Source organism: Leifsonia soli (assembly GCF_013408745.1).
Classification (GTDB): domain Bacteria; phylum Actinomycetota; class Actinomycetes; order Actinomycetales; family Microbacteriaceae; genus Leifsonia; species Leifsonia soli.
In genome coordinates this window covers 1,585,517-1,609,924 of record NZ_JACCBJ010000001.1, presented here as the reverse complement: position 1 = coordinate 1,609,924, position 24,408 = coordinate 1,585,517, and the positions used below count along the sequence as shown (strand labels likewise).

Here is a 24,408-nt window from a genome sequence, read left to right as displayed (position 1 = left end):
GCCAGAATCGGAGGGTGACAACGGTCGAGGAGTATGCCCGCGGGTTCGGCGAAGAGCCCGGATATCTGGATTACGGACGGGTCGGTCCGCTGTCCGCCACCGTGCGGGCGGAGGCGATCGGGCAGTACGAGATCCTCTCCAAGGCGCGCTTCGGCACCATCGACCGGATGGGCGCGGAGGACGAACGGGTGCGGGACGCGGTCAGCGCCCTGACCGGGTTCCCCGCCGACCAGGTGGCGTTCCAGCCGAACGCGTCGAGCGGGCTGCTGCACGCGGCGTTCGGGCTGACCGGCGGCGACGTGCTCCTGTCGCTGGCCGAGTTCCCCTCTCTCACCTACGCGGCCGAGCGCGCGGCGCGGGCACTGCGCGTCATCACGCCGACCTGGCTGGAGACGGACGGCGGCCGCGTGACGCCTGCGCGCATCCGCGAGCAGCTGACCGACAGCACGTCGGCCGTGATGGTGAGCCTCGTCGACTCCCGGACCGGCTACCTCGCCGACATCGACGGCATCCGCCAGGTCATCGGCGACCGCCTGCTGATCGTCGACGCCATCCAGGGCTTCGGCGTCGTCGACGCGCCGTGGGAGGTCGCCGACGTCGTCGTGTCCGGCGGCCAGAAGTGGATGCGCGCGGGCTGGGGCACGGGATTCCTCGCGCTCAGCGAGCGCGCGGTCGACCACCTCACCCCCGTCTTCAGCGGCTGGACCGGGTCCGGGCCGCAGCAGCCGTGGGACGAAGTGCTCGAGCCGGTGCGCGGTGCTGGCGCCTTCTCCGTCTCCAACCCGGACCGGGTGGCGCAGGCGCGCTTCGCCGCGGCCCTGGAGGAGGTGGCCTCGGTCGGCGTGAGCGCGATCTCCGCGGCGATCTCCGACAACGTCGAGCGCGTGCTGCAGCTCGCGGACGAGTTCGCGGTGCCGGTCAGCTCCTCGCGGAGCCCGGCGGAGCGGGCGGGGATGATCGTGCTGGAGCCGCTGCCCGAGCAGCTGACCGTGCTGGGCGCCTCCCTGCACAATCACGGCGTCTCCGCCTCGGTGCGGGCGACGAACGTGCGCATCAGCGTCCACGCGGGCACCACGGCCGAGACGCTCGATATGCTGCGGGCGGCGTTCACCTCGTACGCGTCCGCCGCCTGATCGGGCGCTCCGCGGCCTCCCGCGCCACCCTCCCAGAACGGGGGGTGAATGTTCACCTGAACGAAACACGACACGCTGTCCCGCGGTCGGACGGGTGTCGGCGGCCGGGCGTAGGTTCGTCGCATCGGGCACCGCGCCCGATCGAGACGGCCACAAAAGTTCGTCTCGAAACCAAGCGGCCGTCTCGTCAGTGAGATCCGCCGGCTCCCGAGGGAGCGGCGGGGTGGGAGTGGTCGTGGCGGAATCAGCAACCCGACAGGCAGCAACCCGGTCGAACGGCGAGGCAGCGGGAGCGGCGAAGACGAGTGAGCGCACGTATGTGCTCGACACGTCCGTCCTCCTCTCCGATCCGAAGGCCATCTTCCGTTTCGCGGAGCATGCTGTCGTCATCCCCGTCGTCGTCGTCAGCGAGCTCGAGGGCAAGCGCAACGACCCCGAGCTGGGGTACTTCGCGCGGCAGGCGCTGCGCAACCTCGACGACCTGCGGGTCGAGCACGAGCGGCTCGACTTCCCGATCCCCGTGGGGGACGGCGGCTCGCTGCGGGTGGAGCTCAACCACTCGAACATGTCGGTTCTGCCGAGCGGAATGCAGCTCGGCGACAACGACTCGCGCATCCTCGCGGTCGCGCTCAACCTGTCGAACGACGGGCTCGACGTGACCGTCGTCTCCAAAGACCTTCCCCTGCGCGTCAAGGCCGCCTCGATCGGCCTCGCCGCGGAGGAGTACCGGCACGAGCAGGTGGTCGACTCCGGCTGGACAGGCCTCGCCGACATCTCGCTGGGCAGCGACCAGATGGCCGCGCTGTACGAGGACGAGTGGATGCGGACGGAGCTGGCCGCCGACCTCCCGATCAACACCGGCCTCGTCATCCACTCGGACCGCGGCTCCGCCCTGGGCCGTGTCGTCGCCGAGGGCGAGGTGAAGCTGGTCCGCGGCGACCGCGACGTCTTCGGGCTGCACGGGCGCTCGGCCGAGCAGCGGCTCGCGATCGACCTGCTCCTCGATCCGGAGATCGGAATTCTCTCGCTCGGCGGCCGTGCCGGCACGGGCAAGTCGGCGCTCGCGCTCTGCGCCGGCCTCGAAGCGGTGCTGGAGCGCAGGCAGCACAAGAAGATCATGGTGTTCCGCCCGCTGTACGCGGTCGGCGGCCAAGAGCTCGGCTACCTGCCCGGCGACGCGGGCGAGAAGATGAACCCGTGGGGCCAGGCGGTCTTCGACACGCTCGGAGCACTGGTCTCGCAGAACGTGCTCGACGAGGTGCTCGACCGCGGCATCCTCGAGGTGTTGCCGCTCACGCACATCCGCGGCCGGTCGCTGCACGACGCGTTCGTGATCGTGGATGAGGCCCAGTCGCTGGAGCGCAACGTGCTGCTGACGGTGCTCAGCCGGATCGGTCAGAACTCGCGCGTCGTGCTCACGCACGACGTCGCGCAGCGCGACAACCTCCGGGTCGGGCGCCACGACGGCGTCGCCAGCGTGATCGAGACGCTGAAGGGTCACCCGCTGTTCGCGCACGTCACGCTGAGCCGCTCGGAGCGCTCCGCGATCGCCGCCCTGGTCACCGAGATGCTGGAGGCGAACGAGCTCGCGTAGCCCGTCGCCCGTCGCCCGTCGCCCGTCATGAATCATCGCCCTCCCTCGTCTTCGTCGATGACGGGGGAGGGCGCATGACTGCTGCCGACATCCAGCGGGTGCTGAGCGTGATGGATGCGCTGGGCGTCCCGCGCGGAGAGCTGCTTCCAGAGGCCGACAACGGCGGATACGACGCTGCCGCGTGCGAGACTCCGGGCGGCCTGGTGCGGTTCCGGTCGGCGCGGGTGACGCCACGCAAGTCGGGTCTGTTCGTCGCCGTCTGGCGTCGTGCGTCCGACGGCGGCACCGAGCCGTTCGGCGTGGGCGATCAGCGTCGGCTGGTGGTCGTCGCGCGCGAGGGGAGCGACGTCGGGGCGTTCGTGTTCCCGAGCGAGACGCTCGCATCGCGTGGTGTCGTCTCGGTCGACGGTGTGGGGGGCAAGCGCGGCTTCCGGGTCTATCCGCCCTGGTCCGCAGCGAACAGCCCGCAGGCGGCGGCGACGCAGCGCTGGCAGTGCGCCTCATTCCTCCCGCTCACCGACGACGCCCCCGCCGACCGCTTCTTCTAACGCGACCCACGCAATCCGCTCCTGAGTTTTTCGCACGAAAGACGGCGTTTCGAGCGAAAAACTCAGGAGCTGTTTGCCGCGGTGGCCGCGCGCAGGGGGCCTGCCAGCCAGCGCTCGACCTCGCGCGTGGAGCGCAGGCGAACGACGGTGAGGTGCGGATAGGCCCGCTCGGCGGCGGGAACGCGCTCGGCGTAGGCGTTCCGGGTCGAGATCGACCAACGGATGATGTGCTCCGGGTCGCGGAAGATCGTCCGGAGCGGCGGTTCGCGATTGCCGTTCCAGAGCTCCTTGCCGTGGATGCGGCGTCGGAGCGTGCGGTGAACGACCCGCGGCAGCGTCACCCGGACGAACGGCAGATCGAGCCAGACCAGGAGGTCGGCGCGCTGGGCCAGAAGGTCGCGCACCGCGGAGTACTGCCACTCGGTCGTCCACGCGTCGGCCGCGGTGAAAGCGCGCACGTCGTCCGCGAACTCCGGCCGCGGCTCCCATCCCGGCCCGTGGAAGAGTCCATCGATCTCGGTGTGCGGTCCGCCGGTCAGCTGCGCGATGCGCCCGGCAAGCGTCGTCTTGCCGCTGCCCGACACCCCCGCGACGAGCACCCGCCGCGGCCTCTCCGGCAGCGCATCCGCATACGACAGCACCCCCCGACTCTAATTCCGTGCCCCCGTCGAGTACGCAAAAACTGCACGCAGAATGCCGATTCTGCGTGCAGTTTGTGCGTACTCGACGGGGGAGGGTCAGCCGGGGTGCGTCATCGAGAGGACGTCGAGGGCGGCGTCCAGCTGGTCGAGGGTGACCTCGCCGCGCTCGACGAAGCCCAGGTCGATGACGGCCTCGCGCACGGTGATTCCCTTGGCCACGGCGTGCTTGGCGACCTTCGCGGCGGCCTCGTACCCGATCACGCGGTTGAGCGGCGTCACGATCGACGGGCTCGACTCGGCGAAGGCGCGGGCGCGCTCCAGGTTGGCCTCGAGGCCGTCGATCGTCTTGTCGGCGAGCACGCGGCTTGCCTGGGTGAGCAGACGGATCGACTCCAGCAGCGCGGTGCCCATGACCGGGATGGCGACGTTCAGCTCGAACAGGCCCGACGCGCCGCTCCAGGCGATGGTCGCGTCGTTGCCGACGACCCGCGACGCCACCATGAGCACGGCCTCCGGGATGACCGGGTTCACCTTGCCGGGCATGATCGAGGAGCCGGGCTGGAGGTCCGGGATGTGCAGCTCGCCGAGTCCGGTGTTCGGGCCGGAGCCCATCCAGCGGAGGTCGTTCGAGATCTTCGTCAGCGAGACGGCGATCGTGCGGAGGGCGCCGGACGCCTCCACCAGTGCATCGCGGTTGGCCTGCGCCTCGAAGTGGTTGCGCGCCTCGGTGATCGGCAGCTCGGTCTCCTCCGTCAGCAGCTCGATGACGAGCTGCGGGAAGCCGAGCGGGGTGTTGATGCCGGTGCCGACGGCCGTCCCGCCGAGCGGGACCTCGGCGACGCGGGGGAGGGCGGCGCGGATGCGCTCGATGCCGTAGCGGATCTGCGCGGCGTACCCGCCGAACTCCTGGCCCAGGGTGACCGGGGTCGCATCCATGAGGTGCGTACGCCCGCTCTTCACGGCCTCCGCCCACCGCTCCGCCTTGGCTTCGAGCGAGACGGCGAGGTGGTCGAGCGCCGGGATGAGCTCGTCGATGAGCGCACCCGTCACCGCGATGTGCACCGAGGTCGGGAAGACGTCGTTGGAGGACTGCGAGGCGTTCACGTGGTCGTTCGGGTGCACCGGGCGGCCCAGGCGGCGCGACGCGAGCGTCGCCAGCACCTCGTTCATGTTCATGTTCGACGACGTGCCGGATCCGGTCTGGTAGACGTCGATCGGGAACTCGGCGTCGTGCGCGCCGGAGGCCACCTCATCGGCCGCGGCGGCGATCGCGTCGGCGATGTCCTGGTCGAGCACGCCCAGCCGGGCGTTCGCGAGGGCGGCCGACTTCTTGATGCGCGCGAGGGCGGCGATCTGGGCCGGCTCGAGCACGTCGCCCGAGATGGGGAAGTTCTCGACCGCGCGCTGCGTCTGCGCGCTGTACAGGGCGTCCTTCGGGACGCGCACCTCGCCCATCGTGTCGTGTTCGATGCGGTACTCGGCGTCCGCCGGGGTGTCCACCACGGTGTGTGTTTCCTTTCTGTTGGCGGGAGCTGGTGTCAGTCGCGCATGCCGACGACGACGTCGGGGACGACCCGGCCCTCCGCGAGCCGGTAGTTGGCTCCGACGATCGCGAGGGTATTCTCGGCGACCGCGGAGGAGATGATCTCCGACTGCGCGAGCAGGTCGGAGACGGTGTCGCGCAGGTGCTCGCGTCCCACCGCCGAGGCGTCGACCCCGGACGGGTCGACGGCGCCCGGGCCAGCGATACGGTGCACGGCGGGGACGATCGGCGCGATCAGGTCGGCGATGTGCGGCGGGAGCGGGTCGGCGTCGGCGGCCTGGGAGGCGATGGCCGAGGCCACCGCGCCGCAGCTGTCGTGGCCGAGCACGAGGATGAGCGGGACGTTCAGCACGGCGACCGCGTACTCGAGCGATCCGACGACCGAGTCGGAGACGACCTGTCCGGCGTTGCGCACGACGAACGCGTCGCCCAGCCCGAGGTCGAAGATGATCTCGGCGGCGAGGCGGGAGTCGGCGCACCCGAAGATGGCGGCGACCGGCTCCTGGCCTCCCGCCACGACCTCACGGCGCGTCACATCCTGGTGCGGATGCTGCGGCTCGCCCGCGACGAAGCGAGCGTTGCCCTCGAGCATGGCGTTCCAGATCTTTCCGGGGCGCGTTGTCGGCACGGTTATTGTCCTCCTCCGAGTGAGCGGATCTGATCGGCCAGCGACGACGCCACCGTGCGGAACTCGGTGTCGACGGCGGTGCCGAAGACGATGACGGAGCTGTGGCCCGCGTTGGTCACCAGGGCGTAGTCGACGTTGCCGTTGCCGGAGCCGCTCGCGCGGTTGTCGTAGACGTCCCAGGTGACGCCGTCGATGTCGCGGGTGCCCGCGATCCTCGACTTGGCGACCTGATCCGACACCCAGCTGTCGTTCGCTCCGAAGCCTTGCGTGATCCCGATGAACTGCTTCTTCGGCGTGATCAGCCCGATGTACCAGGAGTCGACGCCGTCGGCGGTCTTGGTGCGCAGCTCGGCGTTGTTCGACGTCCAGGTCGAGGGGAGTTTCGGCACGAGCAGGCGGTCCGGCTCGCTGCCCTGCGCCTCCTGGGCCACGGCGGCGTAGTCGACGGGCGCCTTCGTCGCCGTCGGATTGCCGCGCGGCACGACGAGCACGATCACCGCGACGAGAGCGAGCGTCGCGATGAGCGAGTAGATCAGGTTGTTGATCGTCTGCCGGTTGCGGTGGTTCGCCGAGTTCTGGGCCTTGCGGGCCGCCGTCTCCTCTGGCGTCTCCGGGCGGCCGAGCTCGGCGACGACCGCGGGCGGCTTGCTGGTGCGGGGGCTCATCCGCCCAGGGCTTCTGAGGACTGTGAAGCTTCTGAGGACTGTGCAGCTTCTGACGACTGCGGAGCGGTTGCCGCGCCCGAGCGCGCCGCATCCAGCCGCGCCTTCGCGCCGATCAGCCACTCCTCGCAGTGACGGGCGAGCGCCTCTCCGCGCTCCCACAGGGCGATCGACTCTTCGAGCGTCGCCGAGCCCTGCTCGAGCTCGCCGACCACGCGGATCAGCTCGTCGCGCGCCTCTTCGTAGCTGAGCGCGCTGAGCGGGTCACCCGCGGGGGCGGTCTCGGAACTGGGCATGACGTCCATTCTATTTGTCCCGCTGGAGGTCCGCTGGGGCCGACGGGTGGTCGGCTCCAGCCGCCGTGCCGTGGCCGGCGGGCGACGGAAGCCGGTCGCCCGCGGTCGCGGCGAACGATCCGCCCGACACGGTGACCCGCAGCTCGGTGCCGGTGGATGCCTCGGCCGGGTCGGTCACGACGTGGCCGGCCGGCGTCTGCACGATCGCGTAGCCCCGGTCGAGCGTCCCCTGCGGCGACAGCGCCCGGAGCTGGCCGCGCAGCTCGGCGACCCGCGTCGTCTCACGCTCGACGCGTCGGGCGACCAGTTCGGTCCCGCGGGCGACGTACCGGGTGAGCTCCTCGGCGCGCGCGTCGACGATCCACGACGGCGACGCGAGGACCGGCCGGGTGCGCAGGTGGCCGATCCGGTCGATCTCGTGGGCGATCCGCTGGGTGACGCGGATGCCGATGCGGGCGCGGGCCTGCTGCACGCGCGCCAGCTCCTCCGCCACATCCGGCACCACCCGCTTGGCCGCGTCGGTGGGGGTGGAGGCGCGGAGGTCGGCCACCTCGTCGAGCAGGGGCCGGTCGGCCTCGTGGCCGATCGCGCTGACGATCGGCGTGAGCGCTGCCGCTGCGGCCCGCACGAGCCGCTCGTCGCTGAAGCCGAGCAGGTTCTGGAAGTCGCCGCCGCCGCGGGCGACGATGATGACCTCGACCTCGGGGTCGGCGTCGAGCGTGCGGATCGCGGAGACCACCTCGGTCACGGTGCGCTCGCCCTGGACGGACGCGTGCACGACCCGGAAGCGCACCTGCGGCCAGCGGAGCTGGGCGTTGCGCAGCACGTCCTTCTCGGCGTCGGAGTCCTTGCCCGTCACGAGGCCGATGGTGTGGGGGAGGAACGGGAGGCGCTTCTTGCGCTCGATCGCGAACAGGCCCTCGGCGGCGAGCTGCTGGCGCAGCCGCTCCAGCCGCTCGAGCAGGTCGCCCAGGCCGACGTGCTTCATGTCGTAGACCTGCATGGTGAGCGTGCCGCCCTTGACCCAGAAGTTCGGCTTGATCGCGGCCACCACGCGGTCGCCCTGCTTCAGGTCGGCGGGGATGCGCGCCTTCACGGACGACCAGATCGTGAAGCTGATCGTCGCGTCCTCGTTCAGGTCTTTGAGTTTTCCGTAGACGTTTCCGCCCGAGATGCCCCACTGGGTGATCTCGCCTTCGACCCAGGCGGTGCCCAGCCGGTCGATCCATCCCTTGATCTTGCTGTTGAGCAGCGCGACGGGCCACGGGGCGTCCACGGTCGGCGGAGCGGCCTGCATGGCGACCGTCGTCGTCTGGCTCACCGCCGTCTCCCATTCCGTGCTCAGCGCGCTCACGTAGGATCGAAGGGTGAGCGACGCAACCATCAGCCTCCCGATGCCGCGCATTCCCGGCGCCAGGCGACGGCTTCAGGATAACCCGGTCGTCGGACATAAGCGGGTGCTGCTGGCCGCACCCCGCGGCTACTGCGCCGGCGTCGACCGCGCCGTCGTCGCCGTCGAGAAGGCGCTCGACCTGTACGGAGCGCCCGTCTACGTGCGCAAGCAGATCGTCCACAACGTGCACGTCGTGTCCGAGCTGGAGCAGCAGGGCGCGATCTTCGTGGACGAGGTCGACGAGGTTCCGCCGGGCGCGCACGTCGTGTTCTCGGCCCACGGGGTGTCACCGGCCGTGGTGAACGCGGCCGCCGCCCGCGGACTCCAGGCGATCGACGCCACCTGCCCGCTGGTCACCAAGGTGCACCGCGAGGCCGTCCGGTTCTCGCGCGACGACTTCCAGATCCTGCTGATCGGCCACGAAGGCCACGAGGAGGTCGAGGGCACCGCCGGAGAGGCTCCCGACCACGTCACCCTGGTCAACGGCCCGGGCGATGTCGACTCGATCGTCGTCGACGACCCGGACAAGATCGTCTGGCTGTCGCAGACCACGCTCTCGGTGGACGAGACGATGGAGACGGTCCGCCGCCTCCGCGAGCGCTTCCCGAACCTGCAGGACCCGCCGAGCGACGACATCTGCTACGCGACCCAGAACCGCCAGGTCGCGATCAAGAAGGTCGCCGAGCAGGCGGAGCTGGTCATCGTGGTCGGCTCGGCCAACTCGTCCAACTCGGTGCGCCTCGTCGAGGTCGCGCTGGAGTACGGCGCGAAGGCCGCCTACCGCGTCGACTACGCCAGCGAGATCAAGCAGGAGTGGCTCGACGGCGTCGCGTCCATCGGCGTGACGAGCGGCGCATCCGTGCCGGAGGTGCTGGTGCAGGAGGTGCTCGACGACCTCGCCGGTGCCGGCTACCAGGACGTCCAGGAGGTCAAGACGGCGGAGGAGGACCTCATGTTCTCGCTTCCGAAGGAGCTCCGCAAGGACATCTCGGGCAAGCAGGATGCGCGGGCGCTGGGTGGTCGCGGCCGCTGAGCCGCACGCGGTCGCCCGGGGTGAGTCCGGACGCTAGGGCGTCTGGACCGGCGTCGTCGGGGGCGTGACCCCGCCGTAGAACCCGAGCAGCACGGGGTCGGTCGCGAGCACCGCTCCGGCGAAGATCAGCAGTGCGACCATCGCGACGATCCCGGCGACGAGGGGCACCCAGAACGCCAGGCGGCGCTTCACCAGGAGCCACGCGGCGAAGCCTGCCGACACGACCCAGATCACGGCCATGACGATCGAGCCGATGAGCACGAGGGTGCTCACCACCGGCGCTGGAACGTACTCGCCGAGGCCGTTCGTGCTGTGCAGCAATTGCATGGATGCCGGGATCGCCTGAAGCGTCGCGATCGAGTACGTCATCCCGAAGAAGCCGAAGACGCCGAGCAGAACCGTCAGCGTGAGGTTCCAGGTGGGAGCGGGACGGCCGTCGGCGCCGGGTGCCGCCGGGACGCCTTCCGGCGGGCGCTGGCCGAGGACCGGGGCCGCGGGTGCGGCCGGGACGTCGTCCTCCCGTTCCAGCGGACGCGACGTGTCGAGGCGGTCCGCGTCGGCGGGCGGACGCCACACCCAGCCGGGAGGCGCGAGCTCCCCGTACTGCGGGCGCGGCCGGTCGTCCGGCTGCGGTTCCTGCTCGGCCATCGTGGCCGCCTCCCTTGCTGGTGCGCGCGGTGCGCGTGATGCGGGCGGCGGTGCGTGACGCATCCGCCGCCCGCGGATACTACTTGCCGGAGTGGCCGGCCGAGCCGAGCTGCTTCGTCGCCTCGACGACGCGGGCGGCCATGGCGGACTCGGCGACCTTGCCCCAGGCGCGCGGGTCGTAGGCCTTCTTGTTTCCGACCTCGCCGTCGATCTTGAGCACGCCGTCGTAGTTCTCGAACATGTAGCCGGCGATCGAGCGGGTGAAGGCGTACTGCGTGTCGGTGTCGATGTTCATCTTCACGACGCCGTTGCGGACCGCCTCGGCGATCTCCTCGTCGGTCGAGCCCGATCCGCCGTGGAAGACGAGGTCGAGCGGCTTCGGGCCGTGGCCGTACTTCGCGGCGAGGCCGTCCTGGATCTCCTTCAGCAGCTCCGGGCGCAGCTTCACGTTGCCGGGCTTGTAGACGCCGTGGACGTTGCCGAAGGTGAGGGCGGCCATGTAGCGGCCGTTCTCGCCGAGACCGAGGGCGTCGACGGCCTTCTCCGCGTCGGCGAGGGTCGTGTAGAGCGCCTCGTTGGAGCCCTCGTGACGGACGCCGTCCTCCTCGCCGCCGACGACGCCGATCTCGACCTCGAGGATCGCGTTGATGGCCTTGGTGCGCTTGAGCATCTCCTGAGCGATCTCGAGGTTCTCGTCGAGGGGCACGGCCGAGCCGTCCCACATGTGCGACTGGAAGATCGGGTTGCGGCCCGCCTTCACCTCCTCCTCGGAGGCGGCGATGAGGGGCAGCACGAAGTCGTCGAGCGCGTTCTTCGGGCAGTGGTCGGTGTGCAGCGCGACCGTGATGGGGTAGTTCTTGGCGACCTCGGTCGCGAACTTCGCGAACGCGAGCGCTCCGGTCGCGCGGGCCTTGACGGTCTGGCCGGCGAAGTAGTCCGCACCGCCGGTGGTGACCTGGATGATGCCGTCGCTCCCCGCCTCGGTGAGACCCTGCAGCACGGCGTTGATCGTCTGCGACGACGACACGTTGAACGCCGGGTAGGCGAAGCCGCCGGCCTTCGCTTTGTCGAGCATCTCTGCGTACTGGTCCGGCGTGGCGATGGGCATTGCGGCTCCTTGGGGATCGGGGTGTCGAACGCCCTCATCATACCGAGGCGCTCCGGTCCGGCCCGGGGCGGGTCGCGTGCGGGCGGGTGCGCGGGTGCGCGCGTGCGCGGGTGAACATCCGTGCAGACCCCCTCACGCGGCAGGGGGTGGTCGATACACTGGCAGCGTCCGGCGGCGGGCATCCGCACCGGCATCGACGACGACGTTCCGAATCCGTCCGGGAGGACCCATCATGAGCATGACCGACACCGCCACGAACTTCCAGCACCCGGACAGGAACCTGGCGATGGAGCTGGTGCGGGCGACGGAGGCGGCGGCGATCCGGGCGACCCCGTGGATCGGCCGCGGCGACAAGAACGCGGCCGACGGCGCCGCCGTGGATGCGATGCGCAAGTTCCTCGGGACGGTCAACTTCGACGGCGTCATCGTGATCGGCGAGGGAGAGAAGGACAACGCTCCCATGCTGTTCAACGGCGAGCACGTCGGCAACGGGCGCGGCCCGGCGGTGGACATCGCGGTCGACCCGATCGACGGCACCTCGCTGACCGCGGCCGGACGGCAGAACGCGCTGTCGGTGATCGCGGTCTCCGACCGGGGCACCATGCTCGACGCCTCCTCCGTCTTCTACATGTCGAAGATCGTCACCGGACCCGAGGGCCACGGGGTCGTGGACCTGTCGCAGTCGATCGGCGACAACATCCGCGAGCTGGCGAAGGCGAAGGGCAAGCCGGTCGTCGAGATCCGGGTGGCGGTGCTCGACCGCCCGCGGCACGAGGGGCTGATCGAGGAGATCCGGGCGGCCGGCGCCGGCACGCGGCTGCTGCTCGACGGGGATGTGGCCGGCGGCATCAACGCCGCTCGCTACGAGTCGCGGATCGACATGTGCGTCGGCATCGGCGGCAGCCCGGAGGGCATCACCACGGCGTGCGCCATCAAGGCGCTCGGCGGGTTCATGCAGGGGCGGCTCGCCCCGAAGGACGACGCCGAGCGTGCGCAGGGCGTGGCCGCGGGACTCGACATGGACAACATCTACGGAGCGGACGACCTCGTGAAGGGCGACAACACGTTCTTCGTTGCGACCGGCGTGACCGACGGCGGTCTCGTGGAGGGCGTGCGCCGAAAGGGTCCGATCATCCGCACGGAGTCGATCGTGCTGCGCTCGAAGTCCGGAACGGCCCGCCGCGTCGTGGCCGACCACCTCGCCGCGAAGTGGCTGGAGCCCGACCAGCTCTGAACTGGCGAGGCGGGGCCGGGAGGGCCCTGCCGATGCGTTCGGGCGCTCAGGCCGCGCCGGTGTCGCGCTCGGCCTCGAGGGCGCGGGCGCGCTCCTGCTCCTCGATGGCGAGCTTGTCGATCCCGTGCATGTCCCGCGGCTCCAGTTCGCTGACCAGCTCGAACGCGGTCAGCTCGCGCGGCGCCTCCTCGATGCCTTCGATCACGCCGATGACCTTCGACTCGTCGAGCGCGTTGAGCTTGCGGGCCGCGGGGAACACCTGGCGCTCGAAGGAGCCGACGAACCCGTTGTAGTCCTTGACCGTGCGCTCGAGCGAACGGCCCAGCTTCTCGATGTGGCCGGCGGTGGTCGAGAGCCGGCTGTAGAGGGTGCGGCTCAGATCGAAGAGCTGCTTGGCCTCCTGCGTCAGCACATCCTGCTGCCAGCTGAACGCTACGGTCTTGAGCACCGACCACAGCGTGACGGGCGAGGCGAGGGCGACGCGCTTGCCGAAGGCGAACTCCATGATCGACGGATCGGCCTCGAGCGCGGACGACACGAGCGACTCGCTCGGGATGAATGCGATCACGAGCTCGGGGGAGGACTCGAGACCCGTCCAGTACGCCTTGCTGCCCAGCGCGGTGATGTGGTCGCGCACCGCCTTGACGTGCTGCTTGAGCAGCGCCTCGCGCTGCGCGGCCTCCGGGCCGGTCGCCGTCGCCGGGATCTGGCTGGCCTCGAGGTAGGCGTTGAACGGCACCTTCGCGTCGAGCGCAATGCTCTTGCCGCCGGGGAGCCGCACGATCATGTCGGGGCGGCCGGCGCCGGACTCCGAGTGGATGCTCGACTGCACATCGAAGTCGACGCGCTCGATGAGACCGGCGGCCTCCACGACGCTCCGCAGCTGGGTCTCGCCCCAGACGCCGCGCGTGCTGTTGGAGCGGAGGGCCGACGCGAGGGCCTCGGCCGTGCTGCGCAGCCGCTCCTCGGACTCCGCCGCCGACCGCAGCTGCTGGGCGAGCTGCCCGTGCTGCTGGTTGCGCTGCGTCTCGAGCTCGATGACCTTGCGCTGCATGTCGGTCAGGCTCTCGCGCACCGGAGCGAGCGCCTGGAGCACCTTGCTCTCCGCACGCTCGCGCTCCGTGCGCGCCTCCGCCTCGGCGCGGTGCCGCTCCACCGTCTCGCGGTACTGCTCCTGGGCGGCGCGCAGCTGATCCTGCAGCGCATCCACCCGGCTGTGCGCCGCGGCGAGATCGGCACGGATCTCGGACTGTACCGCGGTCTCGGCAGCGCGCAGCTCGGCGAGCTCGGCCTGGTGCTGCGCGGCGACCACAGCCGGGTCGACGAGCGGCGTCGCGGGCTCTGCCGCCGGTCGCGAACGCACGAGCCGCAGGACGGCGACGCCCGCGCCGATGGCGCCGACGACGAGGCCGATCAGGAGGCCGAGGAGCAGGGCGAGGATGTCCATGCCCTCAGTGTGTCAGCAGCCGCCGACACTGCCGTCTGCGCGCCCCGCGAGTCCGCGTCCTCTCCCGTCGAGACGTGAGGAATCGCCGGAATCCGCCGCGGATTGCGGCATGATGTCACGACTCGATCAGGCGGCGATCGGGATCCCGATGCGCCCGAGCCGGGCTCCGGTCAGCTCGGCCAGGTCGGCGATCGTCGCCGCGTCGTGGCGCCGGGCCGCGTGGATCATGATCGCGGCGCAGGCCTCCGCGTCCGCCAGGGCGTCGTGGTGCGCGAAGTCCTCGAACCCGGCCGCCATCGCGGCGACCGGCAGACGGTACGACTCCAGGTGGTACGTCTTCCGCGCGACCTGGAGGCTGCACAGGTAGCTGTACTCCGGGCACGCGACGAACGTCGCCGCGCACGCCGCGCGGATCACGCCCATGTCGAAGCCGGCGTTGTGGGCGACGAGGTGGTCGTCCTCCGCGAACTCGACCAGGTCGGCCAGCTGGTCGACCCAGCCCGCCGCATCCGCCACATCCTCCGGGCGGATGCCGTGGATGCGCACGTTCCACTCCTGGAAGACGTCGTGCCCCAGCGGCGGACGGATGAACCATCCCGCCCGGTCCACCACCTTGCCGTCCCTGACCTTGACGAGTCCGACCGAGCAGGCCGACGCGGCGGAGGAGTTGGCGGTCTCGAAGTCGATGGCGGTGAAGTCCAGGGTCACGTCGTCATGCTGACACGGCCCACCGACGCCGCCCGGCATCCCGCCCGCGCGCCGCCGCATCCACCGCGAGGTGCTCGCAGTCGCGGTCGGCACGCCGAGTGGATGCGCACCTGCGAGCACCTCACCTGCCCGGCCGGGCGAGTGTCGGGCGCGACGCGTACGATCGGCCGCATGCGATCCCGTCAGTTGCGCGACCTCCATGCCGCCTCGTTCGACCGTGCGGCCGACATCTACGACGCCTCCCGGCCGACCTACCCCGCGGAGGCGGTCGGCTGGCTGCTCGACGGCGTGGAAGGGCCGGTGCTCGACCTGGGCGCCGGCACCGGCAAGCTGACCGCGGCCATCGTCGAACGGGGCCGCGAGGTCGCTGCGGTGGACCCGTCCCCGGAGATGCTGCGGGTGCTCCGCGAGCGCCTTCCGGGGGTGGACGCGCGCGAAGGCGCTGCCGAGCGCATCCCGTCGGCGGACGACGCCTTCGGACTGGTGGTCGTCGCGCAGGCCTGGCACTGGGTGGATGCGGACCGTGCCGTGCCCGAGGTCGCCCGGGTGCTCCGCCCCGGCGGCCGGCTGGGACTGATCTGGAACGAGCGGGACGAGAGCGTCGGCTGGGTGCGCGAGCTGGGGGAGCTGATGGATGCGGGCTCGGCCGCCTTCGACGACGAGGCCGATCCGGTCGTCCCGCCGCCGTTCGGTCCGCTGGAGCGTCACGAGACCCGGTGGGTGCAGGCCCTGACGGTCGACGGCCTGCTGGATCTGGCGCGGTCGCGCAGCTACTTCATCACGAAGGATCCGGACGCCCAGGCCGCCGTGATCCAGTCGTTGCGGCGTCTCGCCCGTGAGCATCCCGACCTCGCCGGTCGCGACATCATCGAGCTGCCGTACGTGACCCGCAGCTACCGGGCGACGCTGCACGGCTGAGCAGGGCGGCCGCGTCCGGCCCGCCCCGTAGAATGGACGACCGTGGCTCTCACTATCGGAATCGTCGGGCTGCCCAATGTGGGCAAGTCCACCCTGTTCAACGCGCTGACCAAGAACGACGCGCTCGCCGCGAACTACCCGTTCGCGACCATCGAGCCGAACGTCGGCGTGGTGAACCTGCCCGACCCGCGGCTGGACCGCCTGGCCGAGCTGTTCCACAGCGAGCGGATCGTCCCGGCCCCGGTGTCGTTCGTCGACATCGCGGGCATCGTGAAGGGCGCCAGCGAGGGTGAGGGGCTCGGCAACAAGTTCCTGGCGAACATCCGTGAGGCCGACGCGATCGCCCAGGTGGTGCGCGGCTTCAGCGACGCCGACGTCGTCCACGTCGCGGGGAAGACCGACCCGGCCGGCGACATGGAGACCATCAACACCGAGCTCATCCTCGCCGACCTGCAGACCCTCGAGAAGGCCGAGCAGCGGTACGAGAAGGAGGTCAAGGGCCGCAAGCTGGAGCCGGTGGTGCTGGAGACCGCGCGCGCCGCGATCGAGTACCTGAACTCGGGCAAGCCGCTGTCGACCTCGTCGATCGACCTGGAGCCGGTCCGCGAGCTGGGCCTCCTCACCGCGAAGCCCTTCATTTACGTTTTCAACGTGGACGAGGACGTGCTGACCGACGAGTCCCGCCGCGCCGAGCTGGCCGCGCTGGTCGCGCCGGCTCAGGCGGTGTTCCTGGACGCCAAGCTCGAGTCGGAGCTGATCGACCTCGACGCTGCCGATGCCGCGGAGCTGCTCGCCTCGACCGGCCAGGAGGAGTCCGGCCTCGACCAGCTCGCCCGCATCGGCTTCGACACCCTCGGCCTGCAGACCTACCTGACCGCCGGGCCGAAGGAAGCGCGCGCCTGGACCATCCACAAGGGCTGGAAGGCCCCGCAGGCGGCGGGCGTCATCCACACCGACTTCGAGAAGGGCTTCATCAAGGCCGAGGTCATCTCCTTCGACGACCTGATGGATGCCGGAAGCATCGCCGAGGCCCGCTCGCGCGGCAAGGCGCGCATGGAAGGCAAGGACTACGTCATGCAGGACGGCGACGTGGTGGAGTTCCGCTTCAATGTGTAGCTGATCTGGGGTTTCTTTCGATTCAAGCACCGAAGCGGCATCGTCTGTTCGTCTCCCGACGGATGCGGGCATACTGATGCGGTGAAAACTGCGCGATGGAATTGGATAGTTCTCGTCGTTGCGAGCGGGATCTGTCTAGTTGTTGGCGTAGTTGGCGTCGCTGTCGGGGCTCTACGCGCGACGCGGGAGCCCATGGTCTTCCTCATGTTGAGCGTCGCATTCCTCATCAGTGCTTTTGTCCTCCGGCGCAGTTACAAACGCTACGAGGCGGAAGTTCTGCCGCTTGCGACCCAGGAGTTAGAAGCCGCGGGCGAAGCCGAAACGCCAAATCCAAGTGCCTAGCTCTGACGTAGCGTGGTCGAGTTCCGCTTCAACGTGCTGGTCTGGGGTTTTTGCCGCGCGCCGTCCTCAGCGACCACATCAGAAGCCGGAACCGACCCCGAGCCTCTCCCGCGGTCACCAGTTCCGTGAGCCGGGGGACCCCTTGAAGGGCCCGACGACGGCACGTGTGATCCAGCCGCCGTAGAAGTCTCCGGGCTGGGGCGTGACGACCTCGCCGTCGACCGTGCACTCGTCCATCTGCTGTGCGTAGACGGCGACGCGGTCTCGGAGCGACTCGAATCCCGGCGACGGGTGCGGGTAGTTCCACGCGCTGGCGGACCGCACCTCGACTCCGCCTCGCACGTCCAGATATCGCGCGGTTCCCTTGAATTCGCAGAACGATGAGCCGTCCGCGTCGGCCAGGGCGCCGGTCACGAAGTCCGCTATCGGCAGGTAATAGACCGGCGGATGGCTGGTCTCGAGCACACGGACGACGTCTCGGGTTTCAACGATGAGCTGGCCGCCCAGACGGATCGTGACGGACGCGTCGACGCGCTCGATGCGCGGCGGCCGCGGGTAGTCCCACACGGACTCCTGTCCCGGTCCTGGGATCTCCGGGCGCGGTCGGGGCACCTGTTCACTCTACGTCAGCGGTGATTCACTGGAGTATGGCCGCCTCGCCGATGTTCCCGCTCGGATCGGTGCTGTTCCCCTTCGTGCCGATACCGCTGCGTGTGTTCGAGCCGCGGTATCTCACGATGGTCGGGCGACTGCTCGACGAGGACGAACCGGAGTTCGGCGTCGTCCTCATCGAGCGCGGACCCGAAGCCGGGGGCGGCGACCAGCGCGCCTCGGTCGGGACGATGGCGCGTCTGGTGAGCGCCGCCGCGCGCCCCGACGACCTGCTCATCATCGCCGTGGGGACCCGGAGGGTCACGGTCGAGCGCTGGGTCGACGATGACCCGTATCCCCAGGCCGAGCTCTCGACGCTGCCGGATCTGGAATGGTCCGAAGAGCTCGCACCCCTGCGGACTGAGGCACAAGCGGTCGTCCGCCGTGTGATCGCCCGGGTCGCGGATCCGGACGCGGATGCCGACATCGAGCTGGCGGACGATCCGGTCGCAGCCGTATGGCAACTGGCGGCGATCGCCCCGCTGGGCGAGTACGACAGGTACACCCTGTTGAGATCGACATCGATGGGCGGGCTTCTGCGCCAGCTGATCGATCTGACCATCGAGGCAGAGGAGCTCTGGTCCGCCGAGTGACGCATCCGGCTACCTTTCACCTCCCCACGACCGGCTGACGCGAACGTCGTGGACGAGGTCTCGCGGCTCGAGCGCTCCGGAGTGCGTCCGGCAGGGCGGGTCCTCTGTCCACGATCGCAGGATGCGTTCTCCACGACTGCGCAGCACCGGGTATAAATGCATCTAAATAGGGATGATGTCCTGGCGGGCTCGCACGAGCCTTTCAGCCGGTGCGGCGATGGAGTATCGGATGGGTTCGGCGAACGACGACGTGGAGGCTCTCCTCTTCGAGAGCAAGACCACCGCTCCGCTCTTCGACGCGGCGTACGTTCACCGGCAGGACCTCATCGGGTCGCTCCGCGCCGGCAACTCCCGGATCGTCACGGTCGAGGCGCCCGCAGGCTACGGGAAGACGTCGCTCCTCGCCGAGTGGAAGCAGGTCGAGGACCGGGCGACGGGGTGGCTCACGCTCCGTCAGGACGATGACGACCCGGCCGCCGTGATCCGCCTTCTCGCGCGGGTGTGCACGGCGTTCGCCTCGGAGGCCGAGTCGGTCTTCACACAGATCGCGACCACCCAAACGGGAGTGCTGAGCAGGCTGGCGCCGGCGCTGGCGCTCGCGCTCTCCTGGTGCGAACGGCCGTTCGTCCTGTTCATCGACGACGTCCACGTGCTGAAGACGGTCGGGTGCATCGACGCGTTGGAGGTCGCCCTGGCTCGGGTGCCGGCCGGATCGCAGGTGGTCCTGGCGAGCCGGCAGCACGTGGCGGCGTTGGCCCGGGAGCGGGTGGCGATGTCCGCGTCGAGGGTCGGAGCGGCCGAGCTGCGCATCGACGTCGCCGGGGCGGCGAGGATCGCCGCCGAAGCCGGCGCACGTGTAGCCCCCGGCATCCTTGCCGAATGGGTGGAGCGGTGCGATGGCTGGGCGGCCGGGCTGCACATGTACGCCCTGCTCTCGCGCAGCCGGCCGTTCGCCGTCACGAGCGACAACAGCGCACTCGCCGACTACCTCTACCGGGAATGCGTGCGCGACCTCCCCGAGGACACCCGGCAATTCCTGCTGCGCACCTCGATCCTCGGGACCCACATCCCGGACCTGTGCGACGCGGTGCTGGATCGCACCGATTCGATCCGGGTCCTGCGCGACCTCGAATCGCGCCAGCTCTTCGTCACGGCGGACGCGGACGGCCGCGCCTACCGTCTGCATCCGCTGTTCAAGGAGTACCTGGCGGATCAGCTGCAGCTCGAGTCGGCTTCGCTCGTGCCGACGCTGCATGCCCGCGCGTCGCGCTGGTTCGCGGAGCGCGGCCAGCTCCCGGCGGCGATCGATCATGCGATCGCGGCGGGAGACTTCCCCACCGCGACCGCCCTGGTGACCGCCGCCGGCCTCCCGGCCTACGAGGCGGGGGAGAGCGCGACACTCGGCCGCTGGTTGCGCGAGATCGGCGACGCCAACCTCCTCGCGAACCCGTCAGCCGTCGTGGTGTTCGCCTGGTTCGCCGTCCTCGCGGGATCCGATGACGACGCCCGGAAGTGGGGAACCCTGTTGGGGATGGTTCCCGATGACGCCGACGCCGCCGGGATCAATGTCGCTTCGGCGAAGGCCATGATCCGGGCCATCATGATGCGCGACGGCATCGACTCGGCCCTCGAGGACGCCGAGTTCGCCGCCGAGGTCGAACCGCTCGAGAGCCCGTGGCGGGACCCCGCCATCCAGATCCTGGGCAGCACCCTGCTCCACGTCGGCTACGAGGAGCGCGCGACGGTCGTGCTCAGCGAGGCGATCCACCTCGCCGGCGCCCACGGCAATCCGGCCTCCATCGTGATCTGCGAGTCCGAGTTCGCCTTCCTCGCGATCGAGGCCGGAGCGTGGGACCGCGCGACGCCGCACGTCGAGAGAGCCCTGGACACCATCCGTGCGGGAGGCATCGAAGGCTATGTCATGTCGGCGTACGCGCACGCGGCCGCCGCCTGTGCGGAGCTCCATGCCGGTCGACGGCTGTCGGGTGGACAGTACCTCGCCCGGGCGATGTCGGAACGTCAGCGCTGCGGGAGCGCCGTGCCGCTCCTCGGCATCCCGACACGGTTGCTCCTCGTTCGCGCACAGCTGATGGTCGGCGATGCGGACGCGGCGAGGATCCTCCTCGACGAGATCGACGACATCCTTCCGCCGGGTGTGCCGGGGGACGCCCTCGACGTGCGGATCGCGTCCGCGCGGGATCTGCTCGCCACGCACACGCGGACGCTGGAGCGGCGCGCCGAATCCGTGGCGCTCACCGCGGCCGAGCAGCGGGTGCTTCCCTACCTGCAGACGCACCTGACCCGACCGGAGATCGCTGAGCGTCTCTACGTCTCGCCCAACACCGTCCGGACCCAGATCCGCGCGATCTTCCAGAAATTCGGCGTCTCGTCGCGGTCGGACGCGGTGCAGCGGGCGCTCGAGCTGGAACTCCTCGGCAAGGCGACCGAGCTCGTGCCGATCTGACGCTGATCTGCGTGGTGGCCGTCACCACCCGCGCAGCACGGCGGCCTTCGGCCCGGCCACGAGCGTTCGGGCGGGGACGTCCTCCGCGACCACGGCGCCCGCGGCGATCACGGAGTCGCGGCCGATGGTGACGCCGGGGAGGATGGTGGCGCCCGCGCCGATCCACACGTTCTCCTCGACGGTGATGGGGCCGCCGGTGAGCCAGATGCGACGGTCGTCGGTGTCGACGGGATGGCCGACGGTGATGAAGGTCGCCTTCGGCGCGACCATGACGCGCTCGCCGAGGCGGATGCCGGCGTAGTCGAGGAACGTGCAGTTCTGGTTGATGAACACCCGCTCCGCGAGCTCCAGGTTGCGGCCGTGATCGGTGAAGAACGGCGGATAGATGGTCGTCCGCGGTGGGAGCGGACGGCCGAGGATCTGCGCAAACAGTGCGGCCTTCCCCTCCTCGTCGTCGAAGGGGAGGACGTTGAGGCGGGAGGTCAGGGCCGTCACCTCGAGCACCCGCTCGGACATCGCCTGGAACTCGGGACTGTGGATGCGCATCAGCAGCTCGGACACTCCACGATCCTGGCGCGGTCCTGCCCTCGGCGGCAGCGGACACGCCCGCACCCGCCCAGGGCACGGCGCACGCTACGGTGGGGCTCGGACCACGCACATCCAGGAGGAACCTATGCCGTACGCCGTCGACTTCGAGAACGTCTCCACCGTTGGTCTGGAGTCGTCGCCGGTGGCGGACGCGCTTGCCGGGCTCCGCGCCAACGAGGCGCGCTACTTCCGCAACAAGTACGACCACGTCTTCACCGTCGGCAGCGCGGACGAAGAGAAGGGGGCGGTGGATCGGGTGGCGCGGGTCCTGAAGGAGGAGCGCGGCATCGTCATCGCCTCTCCGGCCCTCGAAGCCACCGACTTCGAGGTCGACGGGATCCGGATGACGTACGTCTTCTACGAGTCCGGGCTGTCGATCAACGTGTTGTACACCCTGGCCGAGGGCGGCAAGCGTGCGGTGGGCTTCAAGCTCTCGGACGGGATGGACGTTCCGGAGGAGCTGTCGTCCTTCAAATTCGCCCGGCAGAAGTCGCGCCTAGCCGGCACGATCCGCGGCTCGTATTTCGTGATCAAGGGCGAGTTCTAGCCATATCGACCGTTCACACGACGGCGCGGACGAACTCCGCGACCGTCGAGACGATGAGGTCGCGCACGCCAGCCGCCCCGATCACGGAGGCCTTCGGCACCCGCATACCGTGATCGGCGCCCGGGACCTCGACGACGCGGATGCGGCCGGAGGCGCCCGGCCCGGATGCGCCGACCTCCGCGGCGCCGACCTCGGCTGCGCCGACCTCGGCTGCGCCGACCTCGGCTGCGCCGACCTCGGCGGCGATCACGGACGCTGAACCGAACGGATCGCTTCCGCCTTGCACGACGAGCACGGGGACGACCGGTGCGAGGAGTTCGTCGAGCCGCGACCGCTCCGGCGTGCCGGGCGGGTGCAGCGGAAAGGCGAGGCAGACGACCGCCCGTGCGTCGAGCGCCGCGGCCGTGCGGCAGGCGACGCGCGCGCCGGCGCTCCTGCCGCCCACGACCAGCGGGAGGTCGCCGGCGAGCTCGCGAACCCGCGGCGCGGTCTCCTCCCACGCGACGTCGAGCGTCGCCGGCCGTGCCGCGACGCGTTTGCCCGCCACGCGCCACGGCTGTTCGTAACGTACGACGGTGATGCGCTCGGCGGGGAGCCGGGCCGCCAGGGCGCCCAGGTCGACGGCGTCGATGCCTCCGCCGGCACCGTGGCCGAGCCAGAGCACCGCTGCCGGATCCTCGGCCGGGGAGACGGTCAGGCGGCCGGGGCCGACCGTGGTGGGGACGTCGATCTGCATGCACTCGACGCTACCCGTCCCGGCCCGAGGAGGGCGGCCGGCGTCGTGACCTGTGGAGAATCGGGCGAGAGCCGGCGCTGTGGACGGAAATACGCACATCCACAGGCTCCGGCGCTCACGGCGGATCTTGTTTCCGCCCGTCGCCGGGCGCACCATGGAAGTGGCGAAGCGGGTGCCACGGGTCGGATGGGGTGATCACGATGGTCGCGGACTCACGGGTGTGCAGAGTGTGCGGAGAGCCGATCTCCGCGGAACGACGGCTGGTGCCGACGTCACGCGGGGCCTGGACGGTGGTGACGGTGTCGGTCGGATGCCGGAATCCGCTGTGCCGGAAGGCCACGGCGACGCCACGACGCGCCGCCCCGCCGGGGACCGCTCTCGTCGCCTGACGCCGCCGGCGACCGCCCTCACCCGGCGGCCGGCTCCGACGCGCCCTGCGGCCGCGTCCTCCCGGGTCGCACGAACACCAGCAGCGCCAGGTGCACCACCGCGAGAGCGGTCGCGACCGCGACGGCGGCCAGCCAGCTGCTCCCGGTCGCACCTCCGCTGAACAGCAGCCCGAGCACCGTGGTCGCGACGATCGCGCCGACGTAGCGCGAGGTCTGGAAGATCCCGGCGGCGACACCGCTGTCCTCCGGCCGGGCGGCCGAGTAGAGCGCCTGATTCATCCCGATGCTGACCACGCAGTAGGGGATGCCGAGCGCCGCCGTGAGCAGCAGCACCACCCAGGGCGCGGTGGTCGCGGCGGCGACGGCGAGCAGGGCGGCGCCGACGACGAGGGCGACCGCGCCGGCGATCAGCGTCGGCCGCAGGCCCACGGACTCGATGGCGCGCGCGGCGAGCGGCGTGACGACGATCGTCACCGCCGCGAGCGGGAACATCAGCAGCCCGGCGACCCCCGCGCTGTAGCCGCCGTGGGTCTGCAGGTACTGCGGGAGCCCGAAGAAGGCGGAGTAGTACACGACGTTGAAGATCGCGAAGCTGAGGTAGACCAGCATCAGCCGCCGGTTCGCCGCGAGCAGCCGCAGGTCGAGGAACGGGTGCGCCGTGCGCAGCTCCCGCCAGACGAACAGGACGGCCGCGACCGCGCACACCGGCAGCAGCCACCAGAGCGGCTGCGGGTGCAGGTCGAGGAGGAAGATCAGCAGCGACGTCAGCGTGGCGACGAACAGCAGGATGCCGGGGATGTCGGACTCGGCCAGGGTGCGCGCCAGCGGGGTGCGCTCCTGCTTCTCCGCCGTGCGCGGGGCGAAGAACCACACGCCGGCGAACGCGATCAGCGCCAGGGGGACGTTCACCCAGAAGATCGACTGCCAGCCGAGGAACGTGATCAGCGCGCCGCCGAGCACCGGCCCGATGGCGGCGCCCGAGGTGTTGGCGATCTGGATGCGGCCGAGCAGCCGGGGCGTCCCGACCCCGGAGGTGGCCGCGAGGGGCCGCAGCAGGGCGATCGCCGACGGGAACGCGGTCGCCGTCCCCACCGCCAGCGCCACCCGGCCGACGCAGACCGCGGCGAGGGATCCCGAGAACGGCGTGAGCACGCACGCGAGCACGACCACGAGCATCCCGAACAGGAACAGGCGGCGCGGGCCGAACCGGTCGCCGAGCCGGCCCATCAGCGGTTGGCCGGCGGCCGAGGCCAGATAGAACGACGTGATGACCCAGGTCACGGCCGTCACGCCCACCTCGAAGTCGTGCTGCAGCGGCACGAGGGCGACGGCGATCATCGACGAGTTGAGCGGGTTCAGCAGGGTGCCGAGGCTGAGTGCGGCGACGGCCGCTCCTGTGCGCGGGCGCGGGCGCGGGCGCGCCGAATCGTCGGAGGGGGTCACTCCAT

Annotated in this window: 24 protein-coding genes; 10 read left to right on the top strand and 14 right to left on the bottom strand. The window is 70.5% G+C overall.

Annotated elements, in window-relative coordinates; translation table 11 throughout:
* Nucleotides 1-14 precede the first annotated feature (14 nt).
* From BJ963_RS07765 to BJ963_RS07755, 3 genes are all read left to right on the top strand, one after another.
* Nucleotides 15-1,133, top strand: a complete 1,119-nt coding sequence (locus tag BJ963_RS07765) for an aminotransferase class V-fold PLP-dependent enzyme (protein ID WP_089909560.1) — start codon at nt 15-17, stop codon at nt 1,131-1,133.
* A 229-nt stretch (nt 1,134-1,362) separates the two neighbouring features.
* On the top strand, nt 1,363-2,727 hold the full coding sequence (phoH2, locus tag BJ963_RS07760; RefSeq protein WP_343037329.1) for an RNA 5'-3' helicase PhoH2: 1,365 nt from the start codon (nt 1,363-1,365) through the stop codon (nt 2,725-2,727).
* A gap of 74 nt (nt 2,728-2,801) precedes the next feature.
* Nucleotides 2,802-3,275, top strand: coding sequence for a MepB family protein (locus tag BJ963_RS07755; protein ID WP_179455721.1), 474 nt, complete (start codon nt 2,802-2,804; stop codon nt 3,273-3,275).
* Between the two features lie 62 nt (nt 3,276-3,337).
* Here BJ963_RS07755 and BJ963_RS07750 read toward each other — a convergent pair whose 3' ends face one another.
* The 6 genes from BJ963_RS07750 to xseA form a co-directional block, all read right to left on the bottom strand.
* Nucleotides 3,338-3,916 carry a P-loop NTPase family protein gene (locus tag BJ963_RS07750; protein WP_343037242.1) on the bottom strand — a complete coding sequence of 193 codons (579 nt, stop codon included), beginning with the start codon at nt 3,914-3,916 and terminating at the stop codon, nt 3,338-3,340.
* A gap of 96 nt (nt 3,917-4,012) precedes the next feature.
* Nucleotides 4,013-5,419 carry an aspartate ammonia-lyase gene (locus BJ963_RS07745; RefSeq protein WP_179455719.1) on the bottom strand — a complete coding sequence of 469 codons (1,407 nt, stop codon included), beginning with the start codon at nt 5,417-5,419 and terminating at the stop codon, nt 4,013-4,015.
* 35 nt (nt 5,420-5,454) lie between these two features.
* Nucleotides 5,455-6,051, bottom strand: coding sequence for a carbonic anhydrase (locus BJ963_RS07740; RefSeq protein WP_172824291.1), 597 nt, complete (start codon nt 6,049-6,051; stop codon nt 5,455-5,457).
* Between the two features lie 38 nt (nt 6,052-6,089).
* Entirely contained in the window at nt 6,090-6,752 is a 663-nt protein-coding gene (locus BJ963_RS07735; RefSeq protein WP_179455717.1) for a DUF4245 domain-containing protein, read from the bottom strand.
* Nucleotides 6,749-7,045 carry an exodeoxyribonuclease VII small subunit gene (locus BJ963_RS07730; RefSeq protein WP_425484715.1) on the bottom strand — a complete coding sequence of 99 codons (297 nt, stop codon included), beginning with the start codon at nt 7,043-7,045 and terminating at the stop codon, nt 6,749-6,751. The genes BJ963_RS07735 and BJ963_RS07730 overlap by 4 nt, the downstream gene beginning before the upstream one ends.
* A gap of 10 nt (nt 7,046-7,055) precedes the next feature.
* On the bottom strand, nt 7,056-8,366 hold the full coding sequence (xseA, locus tag BJ963_RS07725; protein ID WP_343037328.1) for an exodeoxyribonuclease VII large subunit: 1,311 nt from the start codon (nt 8,364-8,366) through the stop codon (nt 7,056-7,058).
* 73 nt (nt 8,367-8,439) lie between these two features.
* Here xseA and BJ963_RS07720 point away from each other — a divergent pair, with 73 nt between their 5' ends.
* Nucleotides 8,440-9,471 (top strand): 4-hydroxy-3-methylbut-2-enyl diphosphate reductase, encoded by a 1,032-nt coding sequence (locus tag BJ963_RS07720; RefSeq protein ID WP_179458069.1) that lies wholly within the window; start codon nt 8,440-8,442, stop codon nt 9,469-9,471.
* A 33-nt stretch (nt 9,472-9,504) separates the two neighbouring features.
* Here the strand turns inward: BJ963_RS07720 and BJ963_RS07715 are convergent, their stop codons facing one another.
* The gene (locus tag BJ963_RS07715; protein WP_179455713.1) at nt 9,505-10,119 is read right to left on the bottom strand and encodes a DUF6264 family protein; all 615 of its coding nucleotides are present in this window, start codon (nt 10,117-10,119) and stop codon (nt 9,505-9,507) included.
* A 79-nt stretch (nt 10,120-10,198) separates the two neighbouring features.
* The gene (gene fbaA / locus BJ963_RS07710) at nt 10,199-11,227 is read right to left on the bottom strand and encodes a class II fructose-bisphosphate aldolase (RefSeq protein ID WP_089909588.1); all 1,029 of its coding nucleotides are present in this window, start codon (nt 11,225-11,227) and stop codon (nt 10,199-10,201) included.
* A gap of 232 nt (nt 11,228-11,459) precedes the next feature.
* On the opposite strand from fbaA, the gene glpX reads away from it, so the two are divergent.
* Nucleotides 11,460-12,461, top strand: a complete 1,002-nt coding sequence (gene glpX / locus BJ963_RS07705; protein ID WP_179455711.1) for a class II fructose-bisphosphatase — start codon at nt 11,460-11,462, stop codon at nt 12,459-12,461.
* 46 nt (nt 12,462-12,507) lie between these two features.
* On the opposite strand, the gene BJ963_RS07700 is transcribed toward glpX, so the two are convergent.
* On the bottom strand, nt 12,508-13,908 hold the full coding sequence (locus BJ963_RS07700) for a DNA recombination protein RmuC (RefSeq protein ID WP_089909594.1): 1,401 nt from the start codon (nt 13,906-13,908) through the stop codon (nt 12,508-12,510).
* 126 nt (nt 13,909-14,034) lie between these two features.
* A complete protein-coding gene (locus tag BJ963_RS07695; RefSeq protein WP_231947090.1) occupies nt 14,035-14,616 on the bottom strand; it encodes an exonuclease domain-containing protein in 582 nt (193 codons plus the stop codon).
* Nucleotides 14,617-14,787: 171 nt separating this feature from the next.
* Between BJ963_RS07695 and BJ963_RS07690 the strand changes: the two genes are divergently transcribed.
* Nucleotides 14,788-15,534 (top strand): class I SAM-dependent methyltransferase, encoded by a 747-nt coding sequence (locus tag BJ963_RS07690; protein WP_246298007.1) that lies wholly within the window; start codon nt 14,788-14,790, stop codon nt 15,532-15,534.
* A 42-nt stretch (nt 15,535-15,576) separates the two neighbouring features.
* Nucleotides 15,577-16,650: a redox-regulated ATPase YchF gene (gene ychF, locus BJ963_RS07685; RefSeq protein ID WP_179455707.1), complete on the top strand. Its 1,074-nt coding sequence runs from the start codon at nt 15,577-15,579 to the stop codon at nt 16,648-16,650.
* A gap of 456 nt (nt 16,651-17,106) precedes the next feature.
* On the opposite strand, the gene BJ963_RS07680 is transcribed toward ychF, so the two are convergent.
* Entirely contained in the window at nt 17,107-17,604 is a 498-nt protein-coding gene (locus BJ963_RS07680; RefSeq protein ID WP_179455705.1) for a DUF427 domain-containing protein, read from the bottom strand.
* Between the two features lie 35 nt (nt 17,605-17,639).
* Between BJ963_RS07680 and BJ963_RS07675 the strand changes: the two genes are divergently transcribed.
* Together BJ963_RS07675 and BJ963_RS07670 are read left to right on the top strand one after the other, a co-directional pair.
* A complete protein-coding gene (locus BJ963_RS07675; RefSeq protein ID WP_179455703.1) occupies nt 17,640-18,236 on the top strand; it encodes an LON peptidase substrate-binding domain-containing protein in 597 nt (198 codons plus the stop codon).
* A 229-nt stretch (nt 18,237-18,465) separates the two neighbouring features.
* Complete coding sequence (locus BJ963_RS07670; RefSeq protein WP_179455701.1) at nt 18,466-20,700, top strand: LuxR family transcriptional regulator; 2,235 nt, start codon at nt 18,466-18,468, stop codon at nt 20,698-20,700.
* 21 nt (nt 20,701-20,721) lie between these two features.
* Here the strand turns inward: BJ963_RS07670 and BJ963_RS07665 are convergent, their stop codons facing one another.
* Complete coding sequence (locus tag BJ963_RS07665) at nt 20,722-21,261, bottom strand: sugar O-acetyltransferase (RefSeq protein ID WP_343037241.1); 540 nt, start codon at nt 21,259-21,261, stop codon at nt 20,722-20,724.
* A gap of 112 nt (nt 21,262-21,373) precedes the next feature.
* Here BJ963_RS07665 and BJ963_RS07660 point away from each other — a divergent pair, with 112 nt between their 5' ends.
* Nucleotides 21,374-21,835, top strand: a complete 462-nt coding sequence (locus tag BJ963_RS07660) for a phage tail protein (RefSeq protein WP_179455699.1) — start codon at nt 21,374-21,376, stop codon at nt 21,833-21,835.
* 13 nt (nt 21,836-21,848) lie between these two features.
* Here BJ963_RS07660 and BJ963_RS07655 read toward each other — a convergent pair whose 3' ends face one another.
* The gene (locus BJ963_RS07655) at nt 21,849-22,571 is read right to left on the bottom strand and encodes an alpha/beta hydrolase family protein (protein WP_179455697.1); all 723 of its coding nucleotides are present in this window, start codon (nt 22,569-22,571) and stop codon (nt 21,849-21,851) included.
* Between the two features lie 407 nt (nt 22,572-22,978).
* On the bottom strand, nt 22,979-24,403 hold the full coding sequence (locus BJ963_RS07650) for an MFS transporter (RefSeq protein ID WP_179455695.1): 1,425 nt from the start codon (nt 24,401-24,403) through the stop codon (nt 22,979-22,981).
* Nucleotides 24,404-24,408 lie beyond the last annotated feature (5 nt).

Bases quoted from the DNA above. Each gene is read 5' to 3' on its own strand.
- BJ963_RS07755 (WP_179455721.1), top strand. From the start codon at position 2,802: ATGACTGCTGCCGACATCCAGCGGGTGCTGAGCGTGATGGATGCGCTG.
- BJ963_RS07740 (WP_172824291.1), bottom strand. From the start codon at position 6,051: ATGCTCGAGGGCAACGCTCGCTTCGTCGCGGGCGAGCCGCAGCATCCG.
- BJ963_RS07735 (WP_179455717.1), bottom strand. From the start codon at position 6,752: ATGAGCCCCCGCACCAGCAAGCCGCCCGCGGTCGTCGCCGAGCTCGGC.
- BJ963_RS07730 (WP_425484715.1), bottom strand. From the start codon at position 7,045: ATGCCCAGTTCCGAGACCGCCCCCGCGGGTGACCCGCTCAGCGCGCTC.
- BJ963_RS07720 (WP_179458069.1), top strand. From the start codon at position 8,440: ATGCCGCGCATTCCCGGCGCCAGGCGACGGCTTCAGGATAACCCGGTC.
- BJ963_RS07715 (WP_179455713.1), bottom strand. From the start codon at position 10,119: ATGGCCGAGCAGGAACCGCAGCCGGACGACCGGCCGCGCCCGCAGTAC.
- fbaA (WP_089909588.1), bottom strand. From the start codon at position 11,227: ATGCCCATCGCCACGCCGGACCAGTACGCAGAGATGCTCGACAAAGCG.
- glpX (WP_179455711.1), top strand. From the start codon at position 11,460: ATGAGCATGACCGACACCGCCACGAACTTCCAGCACCCGGACAGGAAC.
- BJ963_RS07700 (WP_089909594.1), bottom strand. From the start codon at position 13,908: ATGGACATCCTCGCCCTGCTCCTCGGCCTCCTGATCGGCCTCGTCGTC.
- BJ963_RS07690 (WP_246298007.1), top strand. From the start codon at position 14,788: ATGCGATCCCGTCAGTTGCGCGACCTCCATGCCGCCTCGTTCGACCGT.
- BJ963_RS07675 (WP_179455703.1), top strand. From the start codon at position 17,640: ATGGCCGCCTCGCCGATGTTCCCGCTCGGATCGGTGCTGTTCCCCTTC.
- BJ963_RS07670 (WP_179455701.1), top strand. From the start codon at position 18,466: ATGGGTTCGGCGAACGACGACGTGGAGGCTCTCCTCTTCGAGAGCAAG.
- BJ963_RS07660 (WP_179455699.1), top strand. From the start codon at position 21,374: ATGCCGTACGCCGTCGACTTCGAGAACGTCTCCACCGTTGGTCTGGAG.
- BJ963_RS07655 (WP_179455697.1), bottom strand. From the start codon at position 22,571: ATGCAGATCGACGTCCCCACCACGGTCGGCCCCGGCCGCCTGACCGTC.